Raw genomic sequence first — 12,298 nt, 5'->3', positions numbered from 1 at the left:
GCGCGCGCGGGCCATGAAACCAGCCAGCTCCGGCGCCCCGGCTTTATTGGCGCTCCACAACCTCCCCGCACGCGCCTTTGGGCCACCGCCCTGCTCCTTCTGGGGTGACAAGCGAACAAGTGAAGGTTGAGCCCGGGCTGTCGCCCGGGCTACGAGCCATGCTCGTCCTCCCCGAGCCGATGGAACTGTTCGTTGTGCGGAGTTACATAGGCCGTGGCGCCCTCACTGCCTGGTTTGGGTTGACCTCGATCAAGGTGATGAGATATCTTTCAGATATCAAAATTATCGAGGAGTACTGGCATGGCCAGCAAGGCTGTTTCGAATCAGATCGCCTTCCGGTATCGGGCGGCGGACACGGCGACGGGTGTCACCCGCGCTACTGCGCAACGGCTGGCCAGCCAACTGGGTGTCGACGAGACTCAGGCGATCCATCTCGCACTGCATGACCTTGCCCTCAAGGTCTTGCCGCAGTACGAGGCCGATGACGGCCCGTTGACGGCAACGCAGTTGCGCCAGATCCGCAAGCAGGCACCGAAGGGTACGAAGCGGTCGGTTCGCTCAAGTTTGTTCGGTTCTGAGACTTCATGAGTTGGTGGGGCGAGCCGACTGCGGGCGAGATTGTCTGGTGCCATTTCCCGGACAACATCAACCCGAAACCGAAGCCCCGCCCGGCGCTGGTCTTGACGGTGTATGACGACGATGCGCCGAAGTTCTCCGTGCAGGTGGCGTATGGAACGAGCCAGCGCACCACCGAACTGCACACGGGCGAATTCTCGATCCTTCGATCACGCAATGCCGCCGCATACATCGCGGCTGGGCTCAGCTACGACACCAAGTTCGACTTGAAGAACGCCGTTGTCCTGCCGTTCAACACCGACTGGTTCTCGGTGCCGCCTGCCGTGCCGCATGGCCAGAACCCCACGCTTGGGACGCTTCATCCGTCACTCGTACGCGCTGTGGAAGCGGCCTATCGCGCGACCCGCTCCGGGAAGAAGTAGGCCTTCACGCGTCGTCCTCTGTTCCGACCAGATCGACGTACTGGATGTTGATGTTCTTGATCTCGCTGAACTTCACCGCAAAGGTGTCGCCCGGGATCGGCGTCAGGAACTCCGGCTCGGCCGTGCCGGCGAAGTCGGGCACCACGCCGCGGAACGCCGAGGCCAGCACCAACGCGTCCGGTGCCTTGGTCTTCTCGTCGAACGAGAAGTAGCTCAGGATGCCGCTGTACAGCACCGGCGTATCGCCGACCTGCACCAGCACGTCGACCACCACCGTGCGGCCGTCCCGGTTCGAGCGGTTCTCGCCGGTCAGGATGTAGTGCCAGGGCGGCTTGAAGCGCAGGAAGCGGTGGCGGATGTCCAGCCCGCGGCGCTCGATCGCGGTGTTGATCGCGAGGCCCGCCACCAGCGGCAGCGTGAAGATGCTGATGAAGTACACCGCGTTGAACCACAGCGCGCCGCCGATCGCCGCCTCGGCCGCGAGGTACGGCGCGGTTGCGTTGTTCAGCGTCAGCAGCGCAAAGAAGTCGCGTGCCGCCGGCTGGCAGGCGCAGCCGCCGAGCAGCTGCCACGCATGGATCGCCAGCAGCCACCCGGTGTGCAGCAGCGCCGACACCAGCACCGCGGCAATCGCGTGGCCGGTCATCGAGCCGGAGATCACCGGGATCTCGCCGTTGTCGCGGATCTTGCCGGTCACCGCCAGCACGAAGATCGCGCCGGGCAGGTAGATCAGCAGCAGCAGGAAGGCCTGGAACGCGACGTTCAAGGTTTCTGGGCGGCCGGCGGCGTCGCGGGAAGCACCCTCAGATGCACGACCTTGCCGGTCGCGTCTTCAAGCTCGATCCTGCGGCCTTCGTCCTTCTGCGGACGGCTGGCGATCAGCTGGCGCCGATACTCCTGGCGCTTCTGCGGATCGCTCAACAAGGCCCGGACCACCGGATTGATGTTGACACTGGGCATGGGCTGAAATGTACGGTCAAACGGGTGGTTCAAACAGCCGGCCCCGCGAGCACCGTGGCCACCTCCGCCGCCGAGCGCACGCCCAGCTTCGCATACACCCGCGCCCGGTGCACCTCCACCGTCCGCACCGAGACGTGCAGCTCGTCGGCGATCACCTTGTTCAGCTTGCCGGCYGCCACCCGCAGCATCACCTCGTGCTCGCGCTCGGTCAGGCTCGACAGCCGCGCCTGCCGCTCGGCCACCTGGGCGCCCTGGCGCTGCATCGCGGCATCGACCGCCAGCGCCTGCGTCACCCGGTCGGCCAGCGCGTTGTCGACATACGGCTTCTCGAGGAAATCGAACGCACCCTTCTTCAGCGCCTCGACCGCCATCGGGATGTCGCCATGCCCGCTCAGGAACAGCACCGGGTTGCGCAGCCCGCGCGCGATCAGCTCGTCGTGCAAGCGCGGGCCCGACATCGGCTCCATCCGGATGTCGAGCAGGAACACGCCAGGCAGCGGGCGCGGGGTGGCATCGACGGTCGCCAGCAGCGCCGGCCCGTTGCCGTGCGGCCGCACGTCCAGGCCGTGCGACGCCAGCAGGAAGCCCAGCGCGTCCAGCACCACCGCCTCGTCGTCGACCAGGTAGACGACACCGGCTGGGGGAACGGGGCCGGGCCCGGGTCGGGGTTCGTTCATTCGTCGTCCTCCGCGGAAAGGTCCGACACCGCCAGGCCCACCGGCAGCGTCAGCGTGAACACCGCACCGCCGCCCACCGCGTCGGCGGCATCGAACATGCCCTGGTGCGCCTCGATGATCGAGCGGCAGATCGCGAGGCCCATGCCCATGCCTTCTGCCTTGGTCGAGAAGAACGGCGCGCACAGCGCCTCGATGCCGAGACCGCCGAATCCCGGGCCGTTGTCGCGCACGTCGATGCGCACGAAGCGGCCATCGGCGCTCAGCGAACTGCCGGCGACGATGCGCCGCTCGCCCGCCTGGTGGGCCAGCGCATCCCCGGCATTGCGCACCAGGTTGATCACCACCTGCTCGATCAGCACCGCATCGGCCACGATCACCGGCAGCGCCGCATCGAGTTGCAGCACCACCTGCACCTGCTGGCGCTGCAGCTCGCGGCGCAGCAGCGCGACGCCGCCCTCGATCACCGCGTTCAGCGCGCACGGCTCCAGCCGCGGTTCGCGCCGCGTCAGGAATTCGCGGATGCGCTGCACGATCGCGCCCGCATGGGCTGCCTGCTCGCCCAGCCGCTTCAGCGCCCGCATCACCACCGGGTCGGGCGACGGCAGCTTGTGCATCGAGTTCATCACGCCGGCGTTGTAGCTCGCGATCGCCGTCAGCGGCTGGTTCAACTCGTGCGCCAGCGTCGAGGCCACCTCGCCCAGCATCGTCAGCCGCGCGTGGTGGGCCATCGTCTCGGTCTGGCGGCGCTCGCGTTCCTCGAGCCGGCGCCGCTCGGTCATGTCGAGGATCGAGCCCATCCAGCCGATGTGCCCGCCGCGGGCGTCCACCAGCGGCGCCTCGAACACCATCACGTCGAACAGGCGCCCGTCGCGGTGCCGCCAGCGCGCCTCGTAGCCCTCGCGCGGCGCCTGGCCGGCCATGTTGCGCAGGTGCCGCTGCATGATCTCCTCGTGCGAGTCGGCCGGCCAGTACGGCATCGGCGGCAGCAGCCCGACCAGCTCGTGCGGCTCGTAGCCCACCATGTCGGCGAGCGTGCGGTTCACGTAGACGAGCCGGCCGTCGAGGTCGCGGGCGCGCAGCCCCACCGTCAGCGAATCCTCCATCGCCTGGCGCCACGCGGCCTCGGTGCGCCACGCCGCCTCGGCGCGCGACACGCCGTGCATCTGCCGCCGCAGCATCCAGGTGATGGCGGCGATCAGCGCGACGAAACCCGCCACCATCGCGACCGGCAGGCCGTGGTACCACGGCGGCACCACGTCGCGCGCGGTCAGTTCCAGCCAGCTGTCGGCCAGCGCCGGCGCCATGCTGATGCGCCAGCTCTGGCGGCCCTCCAGCGGCCGGTCCTCGGTGGTCGACGCGATCACCGCATCGAAGCCGTCGAGCAGCCGCACGTCGTACGTGCGGGCCAGCCACCACGGCACCGTCTGGCGCAGCATTTCACCGGGCGAGTAGCGGGCCACCAGCGTGCCGCCGGAGGCGAGCGGCGCCGACAGGTGGGCCGACAGGCCGGGGCCGCTGCGCGCGCCGTCCGGGCCGTCGGGCAGCTGCGCGACCAGCCGGTTGGCGGCGTCCAGCCAGGTCAGGCTGATCCAGAAGCGGTGCAGGCCCTGCTGCGCCTCGGGCAGCGTCGCGAGCGCCTGCGGGCCGGCGCCGCGGTGATCGAGCCGCGTCGCGACATCCTTCAGCAACAGCGTCTCGCGCTCGATGCGGGCGCTGGCCTGCGTCTCCAGCGACAGCGCGTCGGAGACCAGCGCGGCGCGCTGCTCTTCCAGGTCGGCCTGCTCGGTGGCGCGCAGCCACAGCAGCACGCCGGCCACGAAGATGAGCGACAGCAGCAGCGGCAGCGCCCACAGCCCGCGCCGCGCCGGCGGGCGCGGCGGCAGCGCGAGGGCAGGGTGGCGGGGCGGATCGGCCGGTGCGGGCATGGCGCGAAGTCTAGGTTCGCGCCGGGCACAACGGGCGGGCCGCGCGCGGTTGGCGGCGCCGAAATGTGGAACTCCACAACTTCCCGCGCTCCGGGCCGCCGACCAGAATCGCGCCGCAGTACAGACCACCCGGAGACAAGACATGACGCAAACCATCACGCGGTCGATCACGCGCCGCAGTGCGCTCGCCGCCGCCGCTTTGGCCCTGGCCGCCCCGAAGACCTTCGCGCAGGCGCCCATCGTCATCAAGTTCAGCCACGTCGTCGCCCCCGACACGCCCAAGGGCAACGGCGCGCAGCGCTTCAAGGAACTGGCCGAGCAGCGCAGCGGCGGCCGCGTGAAGGTGGATGTCTACCCGAACAGCCAGCTCTACAAGGACAAGGAAGAGATGGAGGCACTGCAGCTCGGCTCGGTGCAGATGCTCGCGCCGTCGCTCGCCAAGTTCGGCCCGCTGGGCGTCAAGGAATTCGAGGTCTTCGACCTGCCGTTCATCTTCAAGGACCAGGCGGCATTCCGCGCCGTCACCGAAGGGCCGGTCGGCGCCGACCTGTTCAAGAAGCTGGAGCCGAAGGGCGTCAAGGGCCTCGCGTACTGGGACAACGGCTTCCACATCATGAGTGCCAACAAGCCGCTGCACAAGGTGGCCGACTTCAGGGGCCTGAAGATGCGCATCCAGAGCTCGAAGGTGCTCGATGCCGAGATGCGCGCGCTCGGCGCGGTGCCGCAGGTGATGGCCTTCAGCGAGCTGTACCAGGCGCTGCAGTCCGGCGTGGTCGATGGCTGCGAAGGCGTGCCGTCGAACTTCTACACGCAGAAGACCTACGAGGTGCAGAAGCACACGACGATCTCGAACCACGGCCACCTGGCCTATGCGGTGATCGTCAACAAGAAGTTCTGGGACGGGCTGCCGGCCGACATCCGCACCATCCTCGAAGGCGCGCTGAAGGAGGCGACCGCGTTCGCCAACGACATGGCGACCAAGGAGAACATCGACGACCTCGAGAAGATGCGCGCGAGCGGCAAGACCACCATCTACACGCCGACCGCCGCCGAGCTCGACGAGTGGAAGAAGGCGCTGATGCCGGTGCACAAGGAGATGGCGTCGCGCGTGGGCCAGTCGACGATCGACGCGGTCTACAAGGCCGCCGGCTTCGTGCCCGCGAAGTAGGGCCTGCCATGGTCGCGCCGGTGCTGCGGTCCGTGAACCGCTTCCTCGATCACCTCGAGGAATGGCTGATCGCCGCCCTGATGGGCGCGGCGACGCTGCTGATCTTCGTCGCCGTGGTGCACCGCTATGCGGCCGCCGCGCACTACCCGGCCGTGCTGCAGCCGGTGCAGGATTTCCTGCTCGGCCTGAACCTGAGCTGGGCGCAGGAGCTGTGCATCTACATGTTCGTGTGGATGGCGAAGTTCGGCGCGGCCTACGGCGTGCGCCACGGCACGCACGTCGGCGTCGACACGCTGGTGCGCGCGCTGCCGCCGGCGCAGGCGCGCTGGCTGACCCTGGTCGGGTTGCTGGGCGGCGTGGTCTTCACCGCGGTGGTCGGCACGATGGGCGCGGTGTTCGTCTGGGACAACGGCTTCCACCACGCCCTCTTCAGCACCTTCGGCTGGGATGTCGGCGACGTACCCGAAGGCCCGACCTCGCCCGACCTGGAGGTGCCGACCTGGATCCCGTACGCCTGCATCCCGCTGGCGTCGTACCTGATGTGTTTCCGCTTCCTGCAGGTGATGTGGGCCTTCTGGCGGCGCGGCGAGCTGCCGCACCACGAGGTCGCGCACGTGGACGGACTGGACGACGAAGCCGGAGTGGCCGCATGAATGCATTGATCATCTTCGGCCTGCTGGTGCTGCTGATGCTGACCGGCATGCCGGTCTCCATCGCGCTCGGCCTCACGGTGCTGGGCTTCTTCTTCGGCATGACCAACGAGCCGATCGCGTCGATCGGGCTCAAGCTGTTCTCGGGCCTGGAGAAATTCGAGATCATGGCGATCCCGTTCTTCATCCTGGCCGGCAACTTCCTGACCAACGGCGGCGCGGCGCGGCGGATGATCCACTTCGCGTCGACGATGGTCGGGCACTTCTACGGCGGGCTGGGCCTGGCCGGCGTGCTGGCCTGTGCGCTGTTCGCGGCGATCTCGGGCTCGTCGGTGGCCACCGTGGTGGCGGTCGGCACCATCCTGCTGCCGGCGATGCAGAAGGCCGGCTACCCGAAGCGCTTCTCGGCCGGCGTGATCACCACCTCGGGYGCGTTGGGCATCCTGTTCCCGCCGTCGATCAACCTGGTGATCTTCTCGATCGCGACCAACGGCATGAACGCGACCGGGCCGGATGGCCAGCCGGTGGCCACCGCATCGGTCGGCGACCTGTTCATCGCCGGCGTGCTGCCCGGGCTGCTGCTGTCGCTGCTGCTGGGCGTGACCACCTGGTACCGGGCGCGCAAGTTCGACTATCCGCGGCTGCCGCGCGCCAGCTGGGGCGAGCGCTGGAAGGCCTTCCGCGAAGCGTTCTGGGGCATCGCGCTGATCGTGATCGTGATCGGCGGCATCTACTCCGGCATCTTCACGCCGACCGAGGCGGCGGCGATCGCGGCGGTGTACGCGTTCGTGATCTCGGTCTTCATCTACAAGGACCTGAAGCTGCGCGAGGTGCCGAAGGTGCTGCGCAACGCGGCCGCAATGAGCTCGATGCTGCTGTACATCATCACGAACGCGGTGCTGTTCTCGTTCCTGCTGACCTCCGAGCAGATCCCGCAGTCGATGGCGGCGTGGATGACGGGGCAGGGCTTCGGCGTGGTGGTGTTCCTGCTGCTGGTCAACATCATCCTGCTGGTGGCCGGCAATTTCATGGACCCGTCGGCGATCGTGCTGATCATGGCGCCGATCCTGTACCCGGTGGCCTGCAAGCTGGGGGTCAACCCGATCCACCTGGGCATCCTGATGGCGGTCAACATGGAGGTCGGCATGTGCCACCCGCCGGTCGGGCTGAACCTGTACGTCGCGTCGGGCATCAGCAAGATGGGCATCACCGAGCTGACGATCGCGGTGTGGCCGTGGCTGCTGACGATGATCGGGTTCCTGATCCTCGTCACCTACTGGCCGGCGCTGTCGCTGACCTTGCCGCACCTGCTGGCGCGCTGATCACATCACTGATCTACATCACGGCACCGAACTGCCACGGCACGAATTCGTTCTGGCCGTAGCCGTGGCGTTCGCTCTTGGTCAGCTCGCCCGAGGCGGTCGCCAGCATCTGCTGGAAGATCGCCTCGCCCAACTCGGAGACGGTCGCGGTGCCGTCGACCACGCTGCCGCAGTTGATGTCGATGTCGTCCTGCTGGCGCAGCCACAGCGCGGTGTTGGTCGACAGCTTCAGCGACGGTGACGGCGCGCAGCCGTAGGCCGAGCCGCGGCCGGTCGTGAAGCAGATCAGGTTGGCGCCGCCGGCGACCTGGCCGGTCGCGCTGACCGGGTCGTAGCCCGGCGTGTCCATGAACACCAGGCCGTGCGCCGTCACCGGCTCGGCGTATTCGCAGACGTCGACCAGGTTGGTGGTGCCGCTCTTCGCGATCGCGCCCAGCGATTTCTCGAGGATGGTGGTCAGCCCGCCGGCCTTGTTGCCGGCCGACGGGTTGTTGTCCATCTCGGCATGGTTGCGGGCGCAGTGGTCTTCCCACCAGCGCAGCCGCGCGAGCAGCTTGCCGGCGACCGCGGGCGACACCGCGCGCCGCGTCAGCAGGTGTTCGCCGCCGTAGATCTCGGGCGTCTCCGACAGGATCGCGGTGCCGCCGTGGCGCACCAGCAGGTCGACCGCGGCGCCGAGCGCCGGGTTCGCGCTGATGCCGGAGTAGCCGTCGGAGCCGCCGCATTGCAGCCCGACGCACAGGTGGCTCGCGCTGACCGGCTGGCGCTGCGTGCGGTTCGCCTCGGGCAGCATCTCGTGGATCAGCGCGATGCCGCGCGCGACCGCCTTCGCGGTGCCGCCGGCATCCTGGATGTTGTAGCTGTGCAGGCGCGGGCCGTCGGCCAGGCCGATGCCGGCAATCTGGTTGGTCTCGCAGCCGAGGCCCACCATCAGCAGCGCGGCGAAGTTCGGGTGCCGCGCATAGCCGGCCAGCGTGCGGCGCAGCACCTGCAGCGGCTCGCCTTCGCTGTCGGTCGCGCAGCCGGCGCCGTGCGTCAGCGCGACCACGCCGTCGACGTTCGGGAACGCGGCCAGCGCCTCGGGATGGATGTCGCGCCGGAAGTGGTCGGCGATTGCGCGGGCGACGGTCGCCGAACAGTTCACCGAGGTCAGGATGCCGAGGTAGTTGCGCGTCGCGACGCGGCCGTCGGCGCGCACGATCCCCTGGAAGGTGGCCGGGGTCTCGACGAAGGCCGTCGGGTGCGCATCGACGCCGACGGCGGGGTCGCGCTCGAAGCTCGAGAACTCGAGGTTGTGCGTGTGCACATGCTGGCCGGCCGCGATCGCCTGGCGTGCGATGCCGATCACCTGGTTGTAGCGCCGCACCGGCGCACCGGCCGCGATGTCACGCACCGCGAGCTTGTGGCCGGGCGGAATCAGGCCGCTGACGGTGACGCCTTCGGAGTCGATGCGCGTGCCCGACACCAGCTGGCGCCGCGCGATGACGACGTCATCGGCGGGATGAATGCGGATGGTGGGGGCAGTCATGTCCGTAGCCCGGATGCCAATCCGGGATGCATCACCCGTCGATCAGCTCCGGATTCCAGGCGTGCACCTTCTGCTGCTGCTCACCGAGGCCCTGGATGCCCAGCCTGATCGAATCGCCCGGCTTCAGGTACAGCTGCGGCTTCTGGCCCATGCCGACACCCGGCGGCGTGCCGGTGCTGATCAGATCGCCGGGGTGCAGCGTCATGAAGCGGCTCACGTAGCTGACCAGGTGCGCCACGTTGAACACCATCGTCTTCGTGTTGCCATTCTGGAAGCGCTTGCCATTCACCTCGAGCCACATCGACAGGTTCTGCGGATCGGGCACCTCGTCCTTCGTGACCAGCCACGGGCCGACCGGGCCGAAGGTGTCGCAGCCCTTGCCCTTGTCCCAGGTGCCGCCGCGCTCCAGCTGGTATTCGCGCTCCGACAGGTCGTTGACGACGCAGAAACCGGCCACGTGGTCCAGAGCGTCGGCTTCCGACACGTAGCGCGCCGTGCTGCCGATCACGACGCCGAGCTCGACCTCCCAGTCGCTCTTCAGCGAATTCTTCGGCAGCACGACCGGATCGTTGCAGCCGATCAGCGCGCTGCTCGCCTTCATGAAGATCACCGGCTCGGCCGGCACCGGCTGGCCCGATTCGGCGGCGTGGTCCGCATAGTTCAGCCCGATGCAGATGAACTTGCCGAGGCCCGCCCACGGCGGCGCGGTGCGGCCCGGCTGCGCGACCAGCGGCAGCGTCGACGGGTCCAGCTCGTGCAGCCGCTTCAGGCCGTGCGGCGACAGCGTCGCGGCGTTGATGTCGGCAAGCACGCCCGACAGGTCGCGCAGCTGGCCGTCGGCATCGACCAGCGCGGGTTGCTCGGAGCCCTTCGGGCCGTGGCGCATCAATTTCATGGGCTTCTCTTTCAGTGCTTCAGTTGGACCAGCCGCCGTCGATCACTTGAGCGGTGCCGGTGGTGAATCCCGACTCGTCGGACGCAAGATACACCGCCAGCGCTGCGATCTCGGCGGTGCTGCCGATGCGGCCGATCGGCTGCCGGGCGACGAACGCGGCCTCGACCTGTGCCACCGTCTGCCCGCTCGCCCCGGCCTGCGCCTCGATGCGCTGGCGCAGCGAGGGCGATTCGATCGTGCCCGGGCAGATCGCGTTGCAGCGGATGCCCTTCGCGACGAAATCCGCCGCGACCGACTTCGTCAGCCCGATCACCGCCGCCTTCGTCGTGCCGTAGACGAAGCGGTTCGGCGCGCCCTTGATGCTGCCGGCCACCGAGGCCATGTTGATGATCGAGCCGCCCCCGCCGGCCAGCATCGCCGGCAAGGCCGCGCGGATCGTGCGGTACATCGAGCGCACGTTCAGGTCGAACGAGAAATCCCAGGCCGCGTCGTCGCACTCGAGGATGCTGCCGGCATGCACGAAGCCGGCGCCGTTGAACAGCACCTGCAGCGGCCCGAGCCCGGCCACCAGCGACTGCACCGCGGCGCCGTCGCGCACGTCCAGGTGCTGCGCCGTGATGCCGGGGATGCGCGACAGCTCGGCCAGCGCCGCATCGTTGATGTCGGTCGCGATCACCCGCGCACCCTCGCGCGCGAAGGCCTCCGCGGTGGCGCGGCCGATGCCCTGGCCGGCGGCAGTGACGAGGGCGGCCTTGCCGGCCAGGCGTGGGTGCGTCGAGAGGGTCATGAGTTTCTCGTGGAGGTGTCCCGTGGGGCCACAATGATTGGTCTGGTGGTCTGACCAATTCGTCGAAAGCGTACGGGAAGCCTCCAGGAGCGTCAATCCGTGCCGCACCCCAACTCATGCCGCACTTCAGGTGAAACACCTTAGGGGGCGTGTCGAGACCATGGGACAGAATCGCCCGTTCGTTTCCGGAGACCCCAGATGGATAAGACTTGGCTCAAGCAGTACCCCAGCGGGGTGCCGGAGCAGATCGATGTCGAGCAGTACACGTCGCTCACCGCGTTGATCGACGAAAGCCTGAAGAAGTACGCCGACCTGCCCGCCTACAAGTTCATGGGCAAGGTCTTCACGTTCCGCCAGGTCGACGAGGCCTCGCGCGCGTTCGCCGCGTACCTGCAGTCGCTCGGGCTCGAGAAGGGCGACCGCGTCGCCATCATGATGCCCAACGTGCCGCAGTACCCGATCGCGGTCGCGGGCATCCTGCGCGCCGGCCTGGTGGTGGTCAACGTGAACCCGCTGTACACGCCGCGCGAGCTGGAGCACCAGCTGAAGGACTCCGGCTCGAAGGCSATCCTGATCATCGAGAACTTCGCCGCSACGCTGCAGGCCTGCCTGGCCGCGGTGCCGACSAAGAAGATCATYCTCGCGACGATGGGCGACATGCTCGGCTTCCCGAAGGGGCTGATCGTCAACTACGTCGTGCGCAACGTGAAGAAGCTGGTGCCGGCCTTCGAGCTGCCCGGCGCGGTGCCGTTCAACGACGCGATCTCCGCCGGCAAGCGCGCGAGCCTGAAGGCGCCCGCGCTCAAGCTCGACGACATCGCGGTGCTGCAGTACACCGGCGGCACCACCGGCGTCAGCAAGGGCGCGGTGCTGCTGCACCGCAACCTGGTCGCCAACACGCTGCAGGCCGAGGCCTGGTACCAGCCGGCGATGCGCAAGGTGCCGGCCGGCACGCAGATCATGTCGGTGTGCGCGCTGCCGCTGTACCACATCTTCGGCTTCACCTCGAACATGATGCTGTCGATGCGCACCGGCGGCTGCAACCTGCTGATCCCGAACCCGCGCGACATCCCGGGCGTGTTCAAGGAGCTGGCCAAGCAGCCGTTCCACAGCCTGCCGGCGGTCAACACGTTGTTCAACGCGATGGCCAACCACGCGCTGTTCAACACCGTCGACTGGAGCCACCTGAAGATCTCGGTCGGCGGCGGCATGGCGGTGCAGCAGGCCACGGCCAAGCTGTGGCTCGAGAAGACCGGCTGCCCGATCTGCGAAGGCTACGGCCTGTCGGAGACCTCGCCGTCGGCCACCTGCAACCCGACCGACAGCACCGCCTACACCGGCACCATCGGCCTGCCGCTGCCGTCCACCGAGCTGGCACTGCTCGACGA

General features: G+C 68.4%; 13 protein-coding genes. 6 read left to right on the top strand and 7 right to left on the bottom strand.

Annotated features, from left to right (window positions below; genetic code table 11):
• Nucleotides 1-300 precede the first annotated feature (300 nt).
• A complete protein-coding gene (locus AC1D01_RS07610) occupies nt 301-588 on the top strand; it encodes a hypothetical protein (protein WP_477865450.1) in 288 nt (95 codons plus the stop codon).
• On the top strand, nt 585-998 hold the full coding sequence (locus AC1D01_RS07605; protein WP_477865449.1) for a hypothetical protein: 414 nt from the start codon (nt 585-587) through the stop codon (nt 996-998). The genes AC1D01_RS07610 and AC1D01_RS07605 overlap by 4 nt, the downstream gene beginning before the upstream one ends.
• 4 nt (nt 999-1,002) lie before the next feature.
• Here AC1D01_RS07605 and AC1D01_RS07600 read toward each other — a convergent pair whose 3' ends face one another.
• The 4 genes from AC1D01_RS07600 to AC1D01_RS07585 are packed head-to-tail and all read right to left on the bottom strand — an operon-like array spanning nt 1,003 to nt 4,560.
• Nucleotides 1,003-1,764 (bottom strand): hypothetical protein, encoded by a 762-nt coding sequence (locus AC1D01_RS07600; protein ID WP_477865448.1) that lies wholly within the window; start codon nt 1,762-1,764, stop codon nt 1,003-1,005.
• Nucleotides 1,761-1,958 carry a hypothetical protein gene (locus AC1D01_RS07595; protein ID WP_477865447.1) on the bottom strand — a complete coding sequence of 66 codons (198 nt, stop codon included), beginning with the start codon at nt 1,956-1,958 and terminating at the stop codon, nt 1,761-1,763. The genes AC1D01_RS07600 and AC1D01_RS07595 overlap by 4 nt, the downstream gene beginning before the upstream one ends.
• A gap of 29 nt (nt 1,959-1,987) precedes the next feature.
• Nucleotides 1,988-2,635 carry a response regulator transcription factor gene (locus AC1D01_RS07590; RefSeq protein WP_477865446.1) on the bottom strand — a complete coding sequence of 216 codons (648 nt, stop codon included), beginning with the start codon at nt 2,633-2,635 and terminating at the stop codon, nt 1,988-1,990.
• Complete coding sequence (locus tag AC1D01_RS07585; RefSeq protein ID WP_477865445.1) at nt 2,632-4,560, bottom strand: sensor histidine kinase; 1,929 nt, start codon at nt 4,558-4,560, stop codon at nt 2,632-2,634. The genes AC1D01_RS07590 and AC1D01_RS07585 overlap by 4 nt, the downstream gene beginning before the upstream one ends.
• A 142-nt stretch (nt 4,561-4,702) precedes the next feature.
• Here AC1D01_RS07585 and AC1D01_RS07580 point away from each other — a divergent pair, with 142 nt between their 5' ends.
• From AC1D01_RS07580 to AC1D01_RS07570, 3 genes are all read left to right on the top strand, one after another.
• On the top strand, nt 4,703-5,728 hold the full coding sequence (locus AC1D01_RS07580; RefSeq protein ID WP_477865444.1) for a TRAP transporter substrate-binding protein: 1,026 nt from the start codon (nt 4,703-4,705) through the stop codon (nt 5,726-5,728).
• An 80-nt stretch (nt 5,729-5,808) separates the two neighbouring features.
• On the top strand, nt 5,809-6,381 hold the full coding sequence (locus AC1D01_RS07575; protein WP_477865451.1) for a TRAP transporter small permease: 573 nt from the start codon (nt 5,809-5,811) through the stop codon (nt 6,379-6,381).
• The gene (locus AC1D01_RS07570; protein WP_477865443.1) at nt 6,378-7,700 is read left to right on the top strand and encodes a TRAP transporter large permease; all 1,323 of its coding nucleotides are present in this window, start codon (nt 6,378-6,380) and stop codon (nt 7,698-7,700) included. The genes AC1D01_RS07575 and AC1D01_RS07570 overlap by 4 nt, the downstream gene beginning before the upstream one ends.
• Before the next feature lie 13 nt (nt 7,701-7,713).
• Here the strand turns inward: AC1D01_RS07570 and AC1D01_RS07565 are convergent, their stop codons facing one another.
• The 3 genes from AC1D01_RS07565 to AC1D01_RS07555 are packed head-to-tail and all read right to left on the bottom strand — an operon-like array spanning nt 7,714 to nt 10,910.
• The gene (locus AC1D01_RS07565; RefSeq protein WP_477865442.1) at nt 7,714-9,228 is read right to left on the bottom strand and encodes a UxaA family hydrolase; all 1,515 of its coding nucleotides are present in this window, start codon (nt 9,226-9,228) and stop codon (nt 7,714-7,716) included.
• A 31-nt stretch (nt 9,229-9,259) separates the two neighbouring features.
• Complete coding sequence (locus AC1D01_RS07560; RefSeq protein WP_477865441.1) at nt 9,260-10,123, bottom strand: fumarylacetoacetate hydrolase family protein; 864 nt, start codon at nt 10,121-10,123, stop codon at nt 9,260-9,262.
• Between the two features lie 19 nt (nt 10,124-10,142).
• Complete coding sequence (locus AC1D01_RS07555) at nt 10,143-10,910, bottom strand: SDR family oxidoreductase (RefSeq protein WP_477865440.1); 768 nt, start codon at nt 10,908-10,910, stop codon at nt 10,143-10,145.
• Nucleotides 10,911-11,108: 198 nt separating this feature from the next.
• Between AC1D01_RS07555 and AC1D01_RS07550 the strand changes: the two genes are divergently transcribed.
• On the top strand, nt 11,109-12,298 hold a 1,190-nt coding region (locus tag AC1D01_RS07550; RefSeq protein ID WP_477865439.1), incomplete at its 3' end, for an AMP-binding protein.

The sequence above is a fragment of the Rhizobacter sp. P3_B12 genome, from assembly GCF_056402895.1.
The sequence above is the reverse complement of the archived record's forward strand: the minus strand, read 5'-3'. Positions and strand labels throughout refer to the sequence as shown.